Annotated in this window: 18 protein-coding genes; 3 read left to right on the top strand and 15 right to left on the bottom strand. The window is 39.1% G+C overall.

What is annotated here, in order from left to right; translation table 11 throughout:
• Positions 1-260: 260 nt before the first annotated feature.
• Both HNP81_RS07800 and HNP81_RS07795 read right to left on the bottom strand, forming a co-directional pair.
• The gene (locus HNP81_RS07800) at positions 261-803 is read right to left on the bottom strand and encodes a hypothetical protein (protein WP_182502178.1); all 543 of its coding nucleotides are present in this window, start codon (positions 801-803) and stop codon (positions 261-263) included.
• 287 nt (positions 804-1090) lie between these two features.
• Positions 1091-1774, bottom strand: a complete 684-nt coding sequence (locus HNP81_RS07795; RefSeq protein WP_182502177.1) for a metal-dependent hydrolase — start codon at positions 1772-1774, stop codon at positions 1091-1093.
• 223 nt (positions 1775-1997) lie between these two features.
• Here HNP81_RS07795 and HNP81_RS07790 point away from each other — a divergent pair, with 223 nt between their 5' ends.
• Positions 1998-3095 (top strand): M24 family metallopeptidase, encoded by a 1098-nt coding sequence (locus tag HNP81_RS07790; RefSeq protein ID WP_182502176.1) that lies wholly within the window; start codon positions 1998-2000, stop codon positions 3093-3095.
• Positions 3096-3218: 123 nt separating this feature from the next.
• Positions 3219-3668 (top strand): universal stress protein, encoded by a 450-nt coding sequence (locus HNP81_RS07785; protein ID WP_182502175.1) that lies wholly within the window; start codon positions 3219-3221, stop codon positions 3666-3668.
• A gap of 113 nt (positions 3669-3781) precedes the next feature.
• On the opposite strand, the gene argH is transcribed toward HNP81_RS07785, so the two are convergent.
• From argH to sppA, 10 genes are all read right to left on the bottom strand, one after another.
• Positions 3782-5155 (bottom strand): argininosuccinate lyase, encoded by a 1374-nt coding sequence (gene argH / locus HNP81_RS07780; RefSeq protein ID WP_182502174.1) that lies wholly within the window; start codon positions 5153-5155, stop codon positions 3782-3784.
• Positions 5152-6363: an argininosuccinate synthase gene (locus tag HNP81_RS07775; RefSeq protein WP_028392236.1), complete on the bottom strand. Its 1212-nt coding sequence runs from the start codon at positions 6361-6363 to the stop codon at positions 5152-5154. The genes argH and HNP81_RS07775 overlap by 4 nt, the downstream gene beginning before the upstream one ends.
• 506 nt (positions 6364-6869) lie before the next feature.
• The gene (locus HNP81_RS07770) at positions 6870-7712 is read right to left on the bottom strand and encodes an EcsC family protein (protein WP_028392237.1); all 843 of its coding nucleotides are present in this window, start codon (positions 7710-7712) and stop codon (positions 6870-6872) included.
• A 202-nt stretch (positions 7713-7914) separates the two neighbouring features.
• Positions 7915-9105, bottom strand: coding sequence for an acetate kinase (locus HNP81_RS07765; RefSeq protein WP_182502173.1), 1191 nt, complete (start codon positions 9103-9105; stop codon positions 7915-7917).
• A gap of 428 nt (positions 9106-9533) precedes the next feature.
• The gene (locus HNP81_RS07760; RefSeq protein WP_182502172.1) at positions 9534-10532 is read right to left on the bottom strand and encodes a class I SAM-dependent methyltransferase; all 999 of its coding nucleotides are present in this window, start codon (positions 10530-10532) and stop codon (positions 9534-9536) included.
• 330 nt (positions 10533-10862) lie between these two features.
• On the bottom strand, positions 10863-11363 hold the full coding sequence (tpx, locus tag HNP81_RS07755; RefSeq protein ID WP_182502171.1) for a thiol peroxidase: 501 nt from the start codon (positions 11361-11363) through the stop codon (positions 10863-10865).
• 268 nt (positions 11364-11631) lie between these two features.
• Entirely contained in the window at positions 11632-12069 is a 438-nt protein-coding gene (gene ytfJ / locus HNP81_RS07750; protein WP_182502170.1) for a GerW family sporulation protein, read from the bottom strand.
• 28 nt (positions 12070-12097) lie between these two features.
• The gene (locus tag HNP81_RS07745) at positions 12098-12757 is read right to left on the bottom strand and encodes a DUF2953 domain-containing protein (protein ID WP_182502169.1); all 660 of its coding nucleotides are present in this window, start codon (positions 12755-12757) and stop codon (positions 12098-12100) included.
• Positions 12758-12989: 232 nt separating this feature from the next.
• A complete protein-coding gene (locus tag HNP81_RS07740) occupies positions 12990-13556 on the bottom strand; it encodes an RDD family protein (protein ID WP_182502168.1) in 567 nt (188 codons plus the stop codon).
• Positions 13557-13569: 13 nt separating this feature from the next.
• A complete protein-coding gene (gene sppA / locus HNP81_RS07735; protein WP_182502167.1) occupies positions 13570-14574 on the bottom strand; it encodes a signal peptide peptidase SppA in 1005 nt (334 codons plus the stop codon).
• A 307-nt stretch (positions 14575-14881) separates the two neighbouring features.
• On the opposite strand from sppA, the gene HNP81_RS07730 reads away from it, so the two are divergent.
• Positions 14882-15682, top strand: coding sequence for an NAD kinase (locus HNP81_RS07730; protein WP_182502166.1), 801 nt, complete (start codon positions 14882-14884; stop codon positions 15680-15682).
• 335 nt (positions 15683-16017) lie between these two features.
• Here HNP81_RS07730 and rarD read toward each other — a convergent pair whose 3' ends face one another.
• The 3 genes from rarD to HNP81_RS07715 all read right to left on the bottom strand — a co-directional run bounded on the left by rarD (position 16018) and on the right by HNP81_RS07715 (position 19713).
• The gene (rarD, locus tag HNP81_RS07725) at positions 16018-16947 is read right to left on the bottom strand and encodes an EamA family transporter RarD (RefSeq protein ID WP_182502165.1); all 930 of its coding nucleotides are present in this window, start codon (positions 16945-16947) and stop codon (positions 16018-16020) included.
• Between the two features lie 83 nt (positions 16948-17030).
• Positions 17031-18632, bottom strand: coding sequence for an amidohydrolase (locus tag HNP81_RS07720; RefSeq protein WP_182502164.1), 1602 nt, complete (start codon positions 18630-18632; stop codon positions 17031-17033).
• Positions 18633-19056: 424 nt separating this feature from the next.
• Positions 19057-19713 (bottom strand): potassium channel family protein, encoded by a 657-nt coding sequence (locus tag HNP81_RS07715; protein ID WP_182502163.1) that lies wholly within the window; start codon positions 19711-19713, stop codon positions 19057-19059.
• Positions 19714-19729 lie beyond the last annotated feature (16 nt).

The raw sequence follows: 19729 nt of genomic DNA, 5'->3' as shown, positions 1-19729 counted from the left end.
CGGAAAGCGAGTACCTGCAACGGAAATCAACCCGGGTTATTAGTGTAAAAATGATTGAAAAGCAACAAAGTATGTGAAAACAGCCTTTTTTAAAATTAATAACCATATCAATGTTACCTTAAACACTTCACTAAAACTTAAGCTTATCGAGGAAATCAAATACTAGTGCTGTTCCCAGAATGGAGGATGACCGGTACCATCATATATTCGCACAATAGTGAAAAAATAGGCTTACCGCCTAGCTTTTCTATGTAGTGTATTTATATCGATTTGATTTTCCTTTCAAATTGTTTGATCGTTAATTGATTTAACTCCGGAAAACCTTCTCCTTCAAGGGAAACAGTTTTTCCTTCGTGAACGGGATAGACACCTTGCCATCCCCCGACAATAGTATAATATTTTGTTCCAGGAACAGGTTTTAGAAAGGCAACATAACGCCCCTCAGACATCGGTCCTGGGAAAACTTTATTGTTAGGATCTGAAGGTTCAGGAAGTGGGTCAATTCCGGTTGATAACACAGAGATGATTTGACTGCTACTTCCCTTTAAATATTTTTGGACGTGAAATCTTTGTACAAAATTCACGAGTTTGCCACTTTGTACAGATTGATCTAGTGGCTGTTCTTGATGAGAAGTATTGAGCCACCCATAAACAATTAGCGTTGAACCCGTTACTAATTCCTTTAAGTTTGAGTTACCTTTGATATTTACTACTTGTTTTGGAATCGTATTATTTGCTTGAACGGGTAAATGAAACGTAAATAGTAAACATGTACAGATTAATAACTTAGACCAAAGGTTCATTCAAACACCTCATACATATATTTTGGTTTCACGATATTATTGTTTAACAATTTTTCTTTTTTATCCCGCATTAACAGGCAGTAAGTCCGATTGGTGAAATACAGTGAAACTTACCGAGAGTCTCGCATATCAACTACAATCAAAAGGATCATTCGTAAGAAAAAAAGGGGATACATAGTAGTCAAGACTACTATGTATCCCCTTTTTATGATTTTTGTCTGGATCATTTACAAATTATTAAACTTTATAACAAATCCACCTCTGTTATATCCTCATTACTGACTAGATTAAAGCTCGATATAATCGCCTGGTTCAAGTACTTTTCCATTGCCTGCTTTCAGCAAAGCGAGAAACTTCTGCGGATCCTGTTTGATTGGCGGAAAAGTATTATAATGAATTGGAACAACCTGCTTTGCCTGTAAGTACTCGGCCGCCAGCGCTGCATCTTCAGGCCCCATTGTAAAATTATCACCAATTGGTAAAAAGGCAAGATCAATAGGATGACGTTCACCAATCAATTTCATGTCAGAAAACACTGCGGTGTCTCCAGCATGATAAATCGTTTTTCCTTCTGCGGTAAATAAGACGCCACTTGGCATACCAAGATATATAATCTGTCCATCATTTGTGATAAAACTATTGCTATGAAAGGCAGTTGTGAACTTAACTCTACCAAATTCAAACTCATATGCCCCGCCAATATTCATGCCATGTGTCCGTTCGACACCTTGTGCCCCAAGGTAATGAGCCATTTCTGCTGAACCAATCACAAGTGCATCGTGTTTTTTGGCTAACTCCACTGTATCACCAAGATGGTCACCATGCCCATGCGTTAAAATAATGACATCAGGATGAACATCCTCTACTTTTAAATCGGTCTGTCCGTTTCCATTAATGAATGGATCTAACAAAACCGTCGTCCCCTTCGTATTAATCATCACTACTGCATGACCGTGAAAAGATACTTTCAAAATAAGAACTCCCTTCAAACATTATTTCTCAACTATTCTACATTCGCTCTTCGTTCCCATTCTCCTTTTTATTAATCATTTTTCTTTATTAGTTGCCCTTCTTTCAAGATAGTAAACCTTATTTTCCAAACGACTATTCCTATTCCAAAATAGTTTACTTTGCTTTTTATTATTGATAAGGTTGATATAGATACGGATGATTTTATTACTGGAGGCAATAAAAATGAATACAAAATTAACTGACTTAACACAATGGATACAAACAAGCGGACTGGACGCTGCTTTGATTACAGCTCCAGATAATGTGTTTTATTTAAGCGGCTTCTTGAGCGATCCTCACGAAAGATTGCTTGCATTGGTTGTTTTCCAAGAGGCTGAACCTATCCTTGTTTGCCCTAAAATGGAAACTGAAGATGCGAAGCGCTCAGGTTGGACAGGGGAAATTATCGGCTACACCGATATTGAAGACCCTTGGGAAGAAATAAAACAAGCAGTTGACCGCCGTTCTGTAAATGTAAAAAGGCTCGCCATTGAAAAAGAGCATCTAAATGTGGAACGATTAGAAAAAGTTCAAATGATCTTCTCTGTTCCTGAACTAGTAGCTGCTGAAGCGAAATTACGGGAACTTCGCATGGTTAAAACAGAAGATGAAATGAAAAAAATACGAGAAGCATGCCGTCTTGCTGATTACGCGATTGAAATTGGGGTATCAGAGATAAAAGAAGGCAAAACAGAAATGGAAATCCTAGCTGCGATTGAATATGAAATGAAAAAAGCAGGCGTACAGGATATGTCATTTTCAACCATGGTACTAACGGGTGCCAATGCAGCGTCTCCACACGGAACACCAGGATCTACGAAAGTAAAACGCGGGGATTTTGTTCTGTTTGACTTAGGTGTTGTCTACGAAGGCTATTGCTCCGATATTACCCGAACTGTTGCATACGGCGACATTTCAGACAAGCAACGGGAAATTTATGAAACAGTACTTAAAGCGGAGGAAGCAGCTATTGCAGCAAGTAAACCCGGTATTTCATGTGCCGAAATCGATTTAACTGCTCGCAATATCATTCGTGACAAAGGATACGGAGATTATTTTCCTCACCGCCTTGGTCACGGCTTAGGAATCAGTGTACACGAATTTCCTTCCTTAACCGAAACAAACCCGCTTCTTTTGAAATCGGGTATGGTCTATACAATTGAACCTGGCATTTATGTGCCAAATGTTGCCGGTGTCCGAATTGAAGACGATATTTATGTAACTGAAACCGGAACAGAGGTGTTAACCAAATATCCAAAAACACTGCAAATTATTAAATAAAGTGAAACTTCAATCAGCGGGGAATGACTTTCTGTAAATGCAGGATAAAGTTTCTTTTCTACTCAATTTTTTGTGATCATTTGATCGTGAAGTTTAGGCAATTTGATGAAGGGAGAGTTTAATATGACAATGACGTATCAAAAAATTCTGGTGGCGGTAGATGGATCGAAAGAAGCAGAATGGGCTTTGCAAAAAGGCATTGAAATCGCACTTCGTAATGATGCGACACTATTGCTAGCCCATATTGTGGATGCAAGGAATTTCCCAGCAACAGAAGCCTTTAATAGCCCAATCGGAGACAGCATTGAAGACTACGCATCTGAATTATTAAATAACTACCAAGAAGAAGTGAAAAAAGCCGGTGTCAAAGAAGTGGCAATAGCCATTGAATACAGCTCACCGAAAACCATCATCCCTAAAGATCTTGCTATAAAACATCATATTGACCTTATCATCTGCGGAGCTACTGGACTGAACGCAGTAGAGCGCTTTCTAATAGGAAGTGTTTCTGAAAACATCGTCCGCAATGCTAATTGTGATGTACTGATTGTTCGAACAGATAAAAAAAATTGATACGATGAAAAAAGACTGTCTCTAGAGTGCGACCCTGGAGACAGCCTTTTTTATTTTTCACAGTTTAACTATCCAAACAATGAGGGACTCTACCCATCTGATGGAAGTTTCACTTATTTCACTAGCTCTCTTCCTTTTTGAATTGCTAGTTTTACTTGCTCAAATCCTGTTCCACCGGCGCTGTTACGGCGCTTTACTGCTTCATACGGGTTAAGAGCTTGATAGATATCTTCATTGAACAAATCTGACGCTTCTTTGAACTGTTCCAAAGTTAAATCTGCAAGATAGCAACCTTGATTCACACATGATAGTACCAATTTGCCGACTACTTCATGCGCCTCTCTAAACGGCATGCCTTTCGCCGCTAAATAATCCGCTAATTCAGTAGCATTCGAGAAGTCGTTTTTCGTTGCCTTCTCCATAACCTCGCTATTCACTTTCATCGTGGAAATCATACCTTCAAAAATTTTCAAAGAGCCGATCACCGTTTTTACTGTATCAAAAATACCTTCTTTATCTTCTTGCATATCTTTATTATAAGCAAGCGGCAATCCTTTCAAAACGGTTAAAAGACCTGTAAGATTACCATACACACGCCCTGTTTTCCCACGAATCAGCTCAGCCATATCTGGATTCTTTTTCTGAGGCATAATGCTGCTTCCAGTTGAAAAAGCATCATCTAGTTCAATAAATTGAAACTCTTGACTTGACCAAAGAATGATCTCTTCGCTAAACCGAGAAAGATGCATCATTAATGTGCTGCTGTTACTAAGAAACTCAAGCACAAAATCCCGATCACTCACAGCATCCAAGCTGTTTTCATAGATAGCATCAAACCCAAGTAACTCCGCACTGTACGCACGATCGATTGGAAAGGTTGTCCCCGCTAATGCACCAGCTCCGAGTGGAGAAACATTAATTCGTTTCAAACTTTCCGTAAATCGCTCTTTGTCACGTTGCAACATCCAGAAATAAGCCATCACATGATGGGCAAATGAAATCGGCTGAGCGCGTTGCAAATGAGTATATCCAGGAATTAATGTTTCAACATGGTTCTCTGCCTGCTCGAGTAAAGCTGTTTGCAAGGCTGAAATTAAGCTCAAAACATCCTCCGTTTGATTACGCAAATACAAATGCATATCAGTCGCCACTTGGTCATTCCGGCTTCGACCAGTATGCAACTTCCCACCTACCGGACCAATTTCAGAAATAAGCATGCTTTCTAGATTAAGATGAATGTCTTCCATCTCTACTTTGAAGGATAACTCACCTTTTTTTGCTTTTTCTTGAAGAGTTAGCAGCCCCGACGTAATCAGGTCTGCATCTTCTTCAGGTAAAATACTGCTTTTCTTTAACATTGCCACATGAGCAAGACTGCCTTGAATATCTTCGAGTACTAGTTCTTGGTCAAATGAGATGGATGCGCCAAACTCATCTACCCATTCTTCAGCAGATTTCGTAAATCTGCCTCCCCATAACTTACTCACACAGTCACCTTCTTATTTTGGTTCGTTACCATGCTTGAAACCTTCGTTGGTAGACCCCAAAGCTTTATGAAGCCAACAGCTGCATCATGATCAAATTCATCGTCCTTCGTATAAGTAGCTAATTTCTCATTATAAAGCGAGTACTCGGATTTTCTGCCTTCTACAATCGCATGGCCTTTGAATAGTTTCACACGTACTGTACCTGTAACAGTTTTTTGTGTTTCTTTTAAAAATGCCGATAATGCATTTTGAAGCGGCGAGAACCAAAGTCCTTCATAAATTAGCTCCGTTAGTTTTTTCTCAATAACTGGTTTGAAATGAGCAACTTCTTTAACTAAAGTAATATCTTCAAGTTCTTTATGTGCTGTAATTAAGGTCATCGCAGCAGGGGCTTCGTACACTTCACGTGATTTAATTCCTACTAATCTATTTTCAACATGGTCGATTCGGCCAACACCGTGTTTACCGGCTAATAGATTTAATTCAAGAATTAAGTCTACTAGTTTATATTGTTTATCATTTAATGTAACAGGTACGCCTTGTTCGAAACCAATTTCAATGACATCCGGTGTATCTGGAGTATTTTCAAGGCTTGCCGTCAATTCATATGCACCTTCTGGTGGAGCTGCCCATGGATCTTCCAATATCCCACATTCATTGCTTCTTCCCCATAGGTTTTGGTCAATGGAGTACGGGCTGTCTAAATTAATCGGAATTGGAATATCATTTTCAATCGCATATTGGATTTCTTCTTCACGAGACCATTTCCATTCGCGCACTGGAGCAAGAACAGTAAGGTTTGGATTTAATGCCTGGATTGAAACTTCAAAGCGGACCTGGTCATTTCCTTTTCCCGTGCAACCATGTGCCACTGCGACAGCATTTTCCAACTCAGCAATCTCTACAAGTTTCTTCGAAATCAACGGGCGAGAAAGTGCAGAAACAAGTGGATATTTTCCTTCGTATAGTGTATGAGCCTGAAGAGCTGCTAAAGCGAAATCATCCGCAAACTCATCTTTCGCATCGATCACATACGATTTTATGGCACCTACTTGAATTGCTTTTTCTTTAATAAAAGCCAAATCTTTTCCTTCCCCAACATCCAAACAGCATGCCACTACATCGTACCCTTGCCCTTGCAACCACTTTATCGCTACAGAAGTATCTAGACCTCCGGAATACGCTAACACTACTTTTTGATTTGACATGATTGTATCGTCCCCTTTTTATGTGAATAAAAATTCATAATTTATTATTTTTATACATCTCTTATTTAGTACTTTAACAGTTTTAAAAAAAGATTGCAAGCACAATTTAAAGATTAGACGGGGATTTTTCTGAAGATTTCTTTTGTTTTAAGGCTCAGTCGAACTTGCCTATATATTGAAACGAAAGGGTTCGCTTTCCTCGGGCGGTTGGAAGCCTCCTCGGTGCTAAGCGCCTGTGGGGTCTCCCTTTGACTCCTGCAAGAAAAGGAGTCTGACGCTTCCCGCTCCAATCAACCACGAGCTTTAACATAGCCTTCATAAAAAAACAAATGGGTTAAACACGTTTTCATAACTTCCTACACATAAAAAAGAAGGATCAGACCCCGCGTCAACTAATACCAGTATTAATAAGTGTACGAGACACTACATACTGATTTAGATTGTGGGGTCAGACCCTTATGAGATATGCCAGTTTAAGTTTGCCTTTCGTTACGATACAATATCCTTCATTCATTAACTACTCTCTTTTTTTGCAAATAACGATATTGATAATATTTTTGCGCGAATTCACTCACTTGCCGTGTCATCCGATAATTAGAACTTGCTCCAATTAACATGCTAAGCAATGGAATACCTTGGATTTGTTTTTTCCGAAACACTGTAATCGCCCCCGCCTTCAACAATTGTTTTAACGGCTGCTCTAACCAAGTAATGTTCGTTAAATCATCGGTTCCCTCGTAAAAATATTCTTCACCATCCTGATGGGTTTCATTAATCAATTCCTGCCACGCAGCACCTTGAAGGCGTCTCGGCATATTGCCAATATGAAAGACCTTGAGGGCCATCATCATTTCAAACGGTGTATTTACTTCAAAACCGTACGTCATCGCTATCAGCTGAACAACCCGAACGTTAATGACCGTCATCGCTGGGATATCGCTTCCTAATAAAATTAGTCCGCCTGACCCACTTGCTCCGCCTTGGGCAAACGAATACAGTCTATGTCTCGCAATTTGCTGTGCCGCTATGTAATTCAATTGATCAATAGGTAGACGCTTAATATCAGTAATGGTCTCGATTTCAGGATTATATACCCGCGCAGCTTCTAAAATTCTATCTCGAGCGTCCATCTGGATTTGCGAACTTTGCAATAATGCATGTAAATGAAAGAGCATCGTATCAAGTTTCGCAAAAAATTGCGTCCGAACATCTTCAGGAAGCAGGGAAAAACTTTGTTCAAGCCATCTATCATACATCACCGTAAAATCAGTCGGTTCGTATTGATAAAGCTTTTGCTCCCATTCGCCTATCTCATTCCAGACTTGAATATCTCGATTTGTCATGCCCATATCCCAACCTCCTAAAAGCCTTTTATATTGGCTGGCTCATTCTTCCTATTAGTATAACACAGAGGACTACATCGCTAGAATGCAAAAAGAGGCTATCCATTCAAAGACTAGGTCTCACAACGACTATATCCAGTGTTAGATAAACTGTGTATAGATTGTGAGGCCTAACCATTTTAGGACAACCTTATTTTGTGCGTATCACTTATTTATTCGCAATGCGTTGTACATCACGAGCAATCATAACCTCTTCATTAGTAGGAATGACTATTACTTTAACAGGAGAGTGCGGATAGTTGAGAAATGCTTCTTCTCCATGTGTTTTGTTCAAAGCCGGATCCCAATATATACCCATAAATTCAAGACCGTGTAAGACTCTTTCACGCACCATGGCACTGTTCTCACCAATACCTGCTGTGAAGATGATTGCATCAACACCACTCATTCTTGCTGCATAAGAACCGATATATTTATGAATTCTGCCAGCAAAAACTTCAAGTGCCAATTCTGCACGATCATTGCCTTTATCAGCTTCCACTTGGATATCACGCAAGTCACTTGAAAAGCCTGAAATAGCAAGCATTCCACTTTCTTTATTCAACACATCAAGAACTTCATCTGCTGTTTTTCCTGTTTTCTCCATGATATACGGAATAAGAGCAGGGTCAATGTTTCCAGAACGCGTACCCATAGTTACCCCTGCAAGCGGTGTGAATCCCATTGATGTATCAATTGATTTCCCACCTTTGATCGCAGCAATACTTGCACCATTTCCTAAATGGCAAGAGATTAAGCGCAGTTGTTCAACTGGACGTCCAAGCAATTCGGCTGCTCGCTCAGTCACATATTTATGTGAAGTCCCGTGGAAACCATATTTTCGAATTCCGTACTCTTTGTAATATTCATAAGGCAAACTGTATAAAAAAGAGCTTTCAGGCATTGTTTGATGAAATGCCGTATCAAAAACAGCAACAGCTGGTACATTTTGAAGCGCTTGTTGGAATGCCCGAATTCCTGTTATGTTGGCAGGATTATGAAGCGGCGCTAAATCAGAAAGAGTTTCAATTTGAGCTAGTACTTCATCTGTAATTAATACAGAATCTGTAAACACTTCTCCACCATGGACAACACGATGTCCGACACCTTCGATTTCATCGTATGAAGAAATGATTTTATGATTAATTAGTTTTTCTAATAATAATTTTACAGCCACTTCATGGTTTGGAATATCTAATGTTTCCTTGATTTTCTCACCGTTTACAGAAATTTCAAAAACTGAATCTTTTAAGCCGATTCTTTCCACAAGACCTTTTGTGATTACTTCTTCGCTAGGCATGTCAAATAATTGAAACTTCAATGAAGAACTGCCTGCATTTATTGCAATAACTTTAGACATTTTACAGCCTCTCTTCTACACGTATTTACAATGATCTCCTTAAGAGCAAATGCTTCTTTTCTCATTTAAGCATTGAATTAAGGAGCTTTCAAGGGCGAGCCACCTAGATAGCGCTTACATAAAAGAAGAAAATGTATTCAGATTTTTCCATAAAAATAAACGAGGAAATATCTGTATTTCCCCGCCCGAAAACGAAAGCAACTTTTTTGGAACTTCCACTAAACCCGACACCTATGCTAAACACTTTTTTCCTACAAGCAAATGCTCTCCACTTTAAAAATTCACTCATCGACTTTTGGGCTGGAGAACATTTGACCTAAAGGAGCTTTAGCCACATTCGTTTGTCATCTCACTCATAAAGTGGAACTACTTTCAGTGGGGTTTTTACTGCCCGTTAATGCGGGATAAAGAAAACATCCGCTTATTCTTTATTTTCCTACTTGTTTTTCTTGGCGAAACCACGTGTCTATCTGGTCCATAATCGATTTTGTTCTAGCTGCGTCAGATAATTTTGGTAACTGAACTAACAGAGCTTCTTTCGGAGCTTGAAGTCCTTCTTTATGCTTCTGTAAAATCAAGATACTTTTCGCCGATTGCTCATTTTTAAACATGGAAAGTGGCAATTGCACGAGCCCTTGAATATGCGCGTGCTTTTTTAAGAACTCATTTAATTTATGGGCTTCTTCCGATAAAAAGAGATTATTCGGAACGATAAAGAATGTGTATCCCCCATCCTTCAAATGCATAATACTTTGTTCAATAAAGAGATGATGCGCATAGGAATGTCCTTTATCAGAAGCAAGTGTGTACTCACTGGCTCGCAAATCATTTGGATAATAGCCAATCGGCAAATCACTCACCACAACATCAGCTGGGTCGATAAACAATGGCTCAAGACTATCTTGGTTAAAGAAATGAACTTCATGTTCTTGTAGATTCGCTCCTGCATAAGCAAGCCTAATTAGCGTTTCATCCACATCAACACCATAAGAAGTGATATTTTTGTCCGTGAGATAATTGAGAATCGTGTACAGTAAATTCCCTGTCCCAACAGCTGGATCTAACATCGACAATAAAGCTTGTCCATGAGTGAACTTCCCGATTAAATAACTGACAAACATCCCAACAGCATCAGGAGTCATTTGATGGTTTGGCTGGATGTTTTCTTTCATGCCCTTTAGAATGGCTAATTGATAGGCTTTCCGTATTTCTTCTTTCTGATACTTATCGAGAGTAAATTCTTGATAGTGTTTCATGAGTCTTTTTTGTGACAACTCACTAATTTCTTCCTGTAATACTTTTCCATGAAATATATTTTCTCCTGTTTCACCAAGGGCATCTAAATACGTACATGATAGCTCATCTTGTAAAATTTGAGCTGTTTCATCAAAAATATGGAATAAATCTTCAATCGGGGCAAATTTCAAAATATACTTCCTCCTGTTTCATTCTCGTGTATTATTCTAAAACTTTTGGGCTAGAGGCACAAGCTCCATGGCTTTCACCTAGCATTATCCAACAATATTAGTTTAGGAAATGATCTTGACTCAATTGCATGAGAGGGAAATTTCGCAAAAAACGAGACAAAAGTCAATATTATCATAAAACGATCCTTTTAAATAATAATGGGGTTCACGAATGGGGAATGTTATAACAATAAAAGGGTCAGACCCAACATTTACTATATATCGTTTACTAAGTGAACATGGCGTAATAAACGGTATATAGAATGTGAAGTCAGACCCTTTCTTGAAATATTATTTTGCTGCTTTAGCTGCTTCAATTGCAGCAAGGTAGTCAGGGTGTGAAGTGCCTTCACTCACATATTCAACATATGTAACTTGATTATTGCTATCAATTACGAATACAGCACGAGCAAGCAAACGAAGCTCTTTCATAACAACGCCAAATGCAGTACCAAATGAAAGGTCTCTATGGTCGGAGTATGTATGAACATTCTCAAGACCATTCGCTGCACACCAGCGTTTTTGTGCAAACGGAAGATCTACACTGATTGTTAATACTTTTACACCAGCCACTTTCGAAGCGTCTTCGTTAAAGCGTCTTGTTTGTGCATCACAAACTCCAGTATCAATGGAAGGAATTACACTGATAATACGGACAGAACCATCTAAATCACTAGCTTTTACTTCTGAAAGATCATTTGCCAATACAGTAAAGTTAGGTGCTTTATCGCCTACCTTCACTTCTTCCCCTACAAGTGTGATCGGGTTGTTCTTAAATGTAACAGTTGCCATTAATAGTTCCTCCCTTTACTTTTATGTATTACCTGATTAATGATAGAATGTTCCACCACATTTTGCAATTGATTAACATTATGATGACATATTTCTGTGAATGAGGATGTCCAAAATGCAAAGGGTCAGACCCGCAACAACTAAATACAGTATGAGATGTGTGTATAAAGCACGACATACTGATTTAGAGTACGAGGCCAGACCCTTATGAGACACCCCTACAATCCAAACATTCTTTTCCTCTTATTTAACAGCAACTAGCCATACGTTAAATACCTAAATCATCTAATTTTTGCTGTGTGTTCTTTTGGTTATTCTGTTCATTTTTGGACAGCATCGATTGAATTTTTTCACAAACAGCTGGAGCGAAATCCAGAACTTTTTCAAGTAAATGCGTACCTTGATCTAGGTGTAGCATTTTCACTCCATGTGAACCAACGATGAGAAAGGCGATTGGCGTGATGGATACACCGCCGCCACTTCCTCCGCCAAAAGGTTGACCGCCCCCAGACTCACCCTTTTGACCGCCATCCATCATAAACTCACTTCCACCTGTTGCAAAGCCGAAGCCAACCTTTGACACCGTTAGAATAACACTACCATCCGGCGTTTCAACTGGATCTCCGATAATTGTATTTACGTCTACCATTTCTTTAAGATTCTCCATTGCGGCTGTCATCAAGCCTTGAATCGGATGATCTGACATCTTATCTTCCTCCACTCTACATCAATTTCTAACTTGAATCTTTCGCCACTTGTTCGGAAGAAAATTTTACCTTTTCACCTTTCCAGTAGCGGAATATTTTGATACCTGCCACAATAGCATGTCCGATCCGAAACTCAACTATGCAAAAAAAAGAAGTACTTGCAGATGGTTTCGCGTAATCTGGAGTTATCGAATAAATTGGCATTTTTTTAAATCTTAAATATCTACTTAACAGCCCGATAATTGAGCCTTTAATAGCATAGGATCCACCAACGCAGATTCCTGTTAATACCGCATCCCCTGTGCCGATTAGACTATGCCATTGAAATGTTTTAACCTTCACTTTACGTAGAAATTTACGGACTAGTATATGAAATCCAAATACATGTTTTATTAATTTCTTCATGTTTTCAAGGCTAGTAAGCATTTCTTCAGCTGTGAAATCTTTTACAGCCTCTTGTCCAGCCTTATCTGCATTGATACCTTTTTCTGCTTTATAGACAATGGATTTGGAATCTTCAGCTACTTTAATGATTGGAACCTTTATCGTATAACGGATCATCCCACCCCAAGCATGTATCTTCACGCGAAAGTGATCATCTTTCTGTATATGAGAGTATGTAATGTGGAGTTTTAATTTTGTTAGGAAAATAAGAATGAATATAAAAAGTAAGATTGCTATTACCAAGATTAACCACCTCATATGTTCACACCCTTTCAGCTTCTCATTCTGGTCGTATATGCAAAAAAATAAACCTGCAGGATCGATAAAATCCCACAGGTTTATTTGTTTAGCTTGAAAGGGCAAGAGGCGGGGCTTCGCAAAATCAGCTTCGCACCGCCCCCTTAGGTGATACAGTATTTAGAACCTGAACCTTTTGATCGTTAGGGTTGAAACAGGCGCTCGTGAATGTTTCTTATTACCTTCTATCTAATATAACTGTTGTATCGGCAAAGATGTCATGGAGCCCTTGCTTTTTCGGGAGGAATCCGACAATAATATAGCCTGCAAAAAGAAACTTCGCAATGAATCGACCAATGAATTCTCTAAAAACCAATGTTCCCCACGAGATCTTTTCTTCTTTTAGGCTGACAACTCTCAAGCCGAATATCATTTTCCCTAAAGTTTTTCCAAAAAAGCGAGTCATTAGTACGAAATATAGATAGAAAACAATTGTCGTTCCAATTGCTTGAAAAGAGAAGAAGGAGCCGTCAAAAACATTCCCGGTAATGGCCATGGAAAGTGGGCTAATTAGAATTCGATTCAAACTACCGATGACTAATAAATCGGCCAAATACGCCCAAAATCTCATCCAAAATCCAGCATAGGTTACTTCTGGACGTTCTTTTACATTGTAATCTGCTACTAGATTTGTCGAAATCAACTCATGTTCCCTTAACGTTCCATCTAAAGCAGTTTGGCGAGAATCTGTTTCGTACTCTTTTTCAAGATTTACATCGTTATTTGTCTGTTTATCCTCATTCATTCTTCTCGCCTCCTCAGTGTGAATATAAGTACATTAGCCGCGGAGAATTGGTTCTTGAAAGCAATTCAATAAGACCTTCTTTCTCAAGGTCATTCCCCATTAGCTTTCTCGCGCCCATATTGAGCAGTGAACCAAAACCAGCTTGATCTGTATACCTTATCACCGAGGCGTTTTTCAATTTCAAATCTTTTTGCATCGCTAAAATTGTATCATCCAATGTGCCAAGACCATCGATTAACTTCAGATCCAGCGCCTGGCGACCATCATATATTCGGCCGTCCGCTATTTTGCGAACTTCAGCATCTGACATATCCCTGCCCTCAGAAATAATTTTCACGAATTGATTATATGAATTATCAATTAATGATTGCAGGATGCTTCTTTCCTCGTTTGTCATCTCTCGGGTTGGACTCATAATATCTTTATATGGTCCGCTTTTAATCGTCACGAAATCAACGCCATATTTCTCTGCCAATTTTCCGTAGTTCACACTTTGCATAATAACTCCTAATGAACCCGTTAATGTTTCAGGACTTGCAAAAATCTTATCCGCTGGCGCTGACACATAATATCCTCCAGACGCTGCCATAGATCCCATCGAAACGTATACCTTCACACCATTTTTTTGAATCTCTAAAATCTTGTCACGGATCTCGGCGCTTTCAACAACACCACCGCCTGGTGAATTGACACGCAAAATCATTCCTTTTATTGCCGGAGTTTCATTCACCATATTCAATTTGTTCATAAAAGCTCTGTGATTGTAACCTGTTGTACCTAACAATGAGTTAGAATTCCCTGTATCTTGAATGACTCCTTCAATATCAAGCACAGCAATTTCGTCAAAGCCTGTACCTTGTTCAATCACTTCTGTCATAAATTCATCATCTGACCCAAGAAAATCATTAAAAAGCTTATCAACATCAACGAACATGGCTGTAGTCAAGAAATTGAATCCAATTGAGAAACCAAATAATACTACCGCAATCCCCAAAGCAGCCCAACGCTTACCATTCATTATCTTCATCCTCTCTCTACTCTGTACTATTAGAGGTTATTCAAAAAGTCTGGTAAAAAAGTTTGCGCATTGAACGAAAGCACCGTCTTGTGGTTCTCACGTATTTCTGTATACGCGAGAGGTTAGAGACGATCACTCGCAAAACTTCTCGGCCTTTTTATCATCTTTTTTGAACACGCACTACTAGTTTATGCGTTTGAATTTTCAAAATGTTTCATCTCATGATAAACTAAGAAAACACCCTAATATTGTAACAAACAATCTACTTTTTTGGAAAATAATTTCAATACCGTTGGAGGTTTTTACTATGGATAATCGTCGTAACTTATATTTCTTTCATACCCTATCTGAAGATATTATTGCTAAAGTACAGCCACTACGGGATTTAGCACCACGCTATGGATACAATATTGTATCTGATTTTAAACAAGCAAATATTATCGTTAGTATTGGGGACGATGGAACATTTCTTCAAGCAGTCAGAAAAACGGGTTTCCGAGAAGATTGCTTATATGCAGGGATTTCTACAACCGGGAACTTAAATATGTACTGCGACTTTCATTTGGAAGACACTAACAAAATGATCGAATCAACAGAAGCAAATCAAATAGAAGTACTGCGCTATCCAACGATTGAAATTAAATTGGATAACCAGCCATCTTTCTTTGCGCTCAATGAACTAAGCATTCGTTCTTCCATAATAAAAACATTCGTACTGGATCTCTTTATTGATTCGATCCATTTTGAAACATTCCGTGGCGATGGTATCGTGGTTGCTACACCGACGGGAAGTACGGCCTATAACAAATCAGTCAAAGGTGCAGTTGTGGATCCAACTTTGCCATGCTTCCAAGTTAGCGAGCTTGCTTCGATCAACAACAATACGTATCGAACGCTAGGATCATCTTTTATACTCGGACCTGAACGAATATTATCAGTCAAAATGCCACAGAATGAAAACGATTACCCAACAATCGGTCTCGACAACGAAGCAATCAGCATCCGAAACATTGAGAAAATTCAAGTAAAACTAAGTGGGAAATCGATTAAAACGATCAAACTAAAAGATAACTCATTTTGGGAAAAAGTAAAAAGAACATTTTTATAAAGTGAAACTTCAAGGGGTCGCTAACTGTTAATGCAGGATAAACAAAACAAGGAGGTTGCCCATTAAGGGACAACCTCCTTGTTTCAATAAGGCTCTTTTCGTAAAGATTGTTGTTTTTAGCAAGAAACCAATTCGAACAGATGTTGATCTTCGTTACAGGCGCGAGACTCCTGCGGGAAAAGCGTGTTGAGGGAGACCCCGCAAGTGCAAAGCACTGAGGAGGCTTCTGAGACCGCCCGCGGAAAGCGAGTACCTGCAACGGAAATCAACCCGGGTTATTAGTGTAAAAATGATTGAAAAGCAACAAAGTATGTGAAAACAGCCTTTAATAAAGATCAAGCACCATGGCTTACCTGTTTTTTTACTTTATTGCTGCCTATTACTCTCTTTTTTGTAATCGAAAGCGTATAGATGACTAGTGCGCTCCAGATAAAGATGAACGCAAGTAAATGAACTTTCGTAAATGTCTCATGGTAGACAAATACGCTAAGCATCAATGAAAGAGTTGGGCCAATGTATTGCAATATCCCGAGCATGGATAGCGGAACCTTTTGTGCTCCTTTTGCAAAGAACAACAGTGGCAGTGCTGTGACCACTCCCCCTCCCATTAATAGGAAAGCTGTATGTGGCGCTGTAAAGAACGCTGAACCTGATGTAGACAAAATATAAATTATATATCCTAACGCGAATGGAGTAATCATTAAGGTTTCTAATGTGAGTCCCATAGCCGAGTCGGCTTTTATCATTTTTTTTGCAAGACCATACAGTCCAAATGTAACAGCCAAAATGAGGGAAATCCATGGGATTGAGCCAAAGTAAATACCGAGAATAAGCACGCCTGCGCCTGCAAGCGCAAAGGCAAAGACCTGCTGTTTACTTAGTTTTTCTTTTAAAACAATGACACCAAGCAGTACGCTAACTAGTGGATTGATATAATAACCTAGACTAGTTTCCATAATCTTACCTGCATTCACTGCCCAGATGAAGGTTCCCCAATTGACGCTGACTAGAGCCGAAGCAATAAAAAGCGAGAACATGATTTTTCGATTTTGAGCAATTTCTTTTAGAAAACTAACAAAACTCTTCCATTTTCTCGAAATCAACAAAAGAATGGCCATAAAGATAAACGACCAAATAATCCGATGGGCAAGAATTTCTCCAGCAGACACATCTTGTATCAGCTTCCAATAAATCGGAATAACTCCCCAAATTAAATAAGATAATGCCGCAAAAAAGGCACCTTCTCTTTGACTTTCCAGTTTCATGACCTGCATGCCTTCTTTCTATTCTATTATTTCAGATTACGAAATATATTTATTATACATGCAAGTTTCTACTTCTTCTATTATTATTTTTTCACATAGACAATTTGTTCGTTTACAACAGTCATAGCTGCTTTTATTTCAAGCCATTCATCAGGCTGTATCGTGTACAAATCTTTTTCAAAAACTGTGAAGTCAGCCACATACCCTGAAGCAATCTTGCCTCGTGACTCTTCTTGACCAATCGCATAAGCACTCCCTGTCGTATATAAGGAGAGTGCTTCATATAGTGACAGACATTCCTTTTCATCGTAAATCGTATGATCTGCATCAAATGGTTTTCTTCTTGTCACAGCAGCGTGAATACCAAGCAACGGATTTACCGGTTCAATCGGTGCATCTGAACCACCTGCGCAATGGATGCCTTTTTCCAAATAGGTTTTCCATGCATAGTTTACCGCCATATGATCTTTTCCAACTTTATCAATAACCCATGGAAAATCAGAAGGGACAAACCCAGGTTGAATATCAAAAATCACCGGTAATTCTTTGGCACGCTCTAATAAATCGTGTCTCATAATTTGTGCATGAATAAGCCGATCTCTCAATCCAAGCTTCGGTGGATATGTACAAATCGCATTCAGTACCATTTCGAAGGCAAGATCACCAATTGCATGTACAGCGATTGGCATCTCATAATTCCTAGCTTTTTGAACAAGATCGTGCAATTCTTTCTCTGTATAAATCGCCACACCTTGAGTATCCGGACGATCATGATACGGATGGCTTAATAATGCCGTGTTGCCGCCAAGTGATCCGTCTGCAAATATTTTCATCGCATCCAATTCAATTAACCCTCGTTTGCTGCGATATCCAAACCTAGATTCCTTCATGTCATCAACCACTTTATTATGAACAAGCAAGTTGACACGGAATGGCAATCCTGCTTCCTCAATAACGGAAACAAATGCTTGATAAGTTGGCAAAAAACCATTGTAATAATGTAAATCTTCCGAATGCCCGCCAGTTAAGCCAAGTCTATGGCAATCACGAATCGAATCTGTTAGGGCCCGTTTCACATATTCATCCGTTATTCCCGGTAAATGATTCATGATCAGTTTCAGCGCAGGGTCTTCTTTAAACATACCGTTTAACCGATCATCCACATACCGCCCAATAACTCCTCCAAACGGCTGCTCAATATTTTCCTCGATACCACTAATTGTGATAGCCAAGGAATTCACAACGACAGCATGGTGACAAACCCGTTTTAAAACGAGTGGATGTTCATTCGAAAGCTGATCTAAGTCATCTCGCAATATAAGCGTAGATTCCCGCCATTCATTTTCATTCCAACCTTCTGCTATAATCCATTCTCCAGCAGGCGTTTGTGCACATCTTTTATGTAAAGCCTTTAGGATTTCATCTCTGCTCTTCATCTCCGATAGGTCCAGCCTCATTAGCTTTTCACCATGTCCTATTAGGTGCAGATGACTATCCACAAGTCCTGGAATAAGCATCTGACCTTGCAAATCGATTTCGTTCGTAATCATATCTTGATAGGTATCTCTTAGTGCAGTAGCTTCTCCAACTTCAATGATTAAGCCATTTTTAGTAAAAATCGCCTCAACTTGATCATTTTCTGCTTGCATCGTATAAATGCTACCATTATGCCAAAGCGTCCCCATTTGATCGCCCCCTCACACACTTACATGAAGGACATGGGAACGGGGCTTCGCGACTTACTAATATAGTCAACCGAGTTAAAGGTATACTTAATGTATTATAGAAAGTCCCCAAAATCTGGCTCCGCCCCCACCATTGTGATTAGGTGAGTGTACCGTACTACTTGATTAATCCTTCATGATAAATGGTGGCGTTTTAACGCCATATTTGTTTTCTTATTAAGAGTATCACAATTTCCAGAATATTACACAAGAAAACAAGATTGTAAAAATAGCAGACATAGAGGGGCTCAAAACTATGACCTTTCCGTTATGAGCCCCTAGAGATTTCTATCAAAGTAGATCATTTTCATGTTGATCATCCGCATCTGGAATGGGTGAAGTGCCAAGAGTAGCTGTTTTATATAGTTCTTTTTTTGCTACACTATTATTCTATATTTGAAAATTTAGCCAAGTCCTCTCTGTTCCCAATTACCACTAATAAATCTCCTTTATGAATAATCTGATCTGAGGATGGGGATACGATAATATCCCCTTCTCTAACAATCGCAATGACACTAACATTGTATTTAGCACGAATATCAAGTTCTCGCAAACTTTTTTCCGCCATGCTAAGTGGTATGAGGATTTCCTCGATATTGAATTCTTTTGACAGCTCAATGTAGTTCAACATTTTCGGTGATAGGAGTTGATTCGCAACACGTTCCCCCATATCTCTTTCAGGATAGATGATCCAATCAGCACCTATTTTCTCTAAAACTCGGCCATGATGCTTTCCGAGAGCTTTCGCAATCACTTTTTTCACGCCAAATTCTTTTAAAAGCATTGCAGTTAAAATGCTCGACTGCATGTCATTCCCAATCGCAACGATTACACAATCAAAATTGCGAATCCCAATTGAAAGAAGTGCTTTTTCATCTGTCGTATCTGCCACAACTGCGTGAGTAACGGCTAATTCAGCATCTTCGACCCGTTCCTCATTACAATCAATGCCCAAGACTTCATGCCCGGCATTATGTAATTTTCGAGCTACACTCACTCCAAATCTCCCCAAACCAATAACCGCATATTGTCGTTTGACCATATCCTATCTACACTCC

The sequence above is a fragment of the Peribacillus huizhouensis genome, from assembly GCF_014138605.1.
Taxonomy (GTDB): Bacteria; Bacillota; Bacilli; order Bacillales; family DSM-1321; genus Peribacillus; species Peribacillus huizhouensis.
Note: the sequence above shows the minus strand (reverse complement) of the source record. Positions and strands in the feature narration are given on the sequence as shown.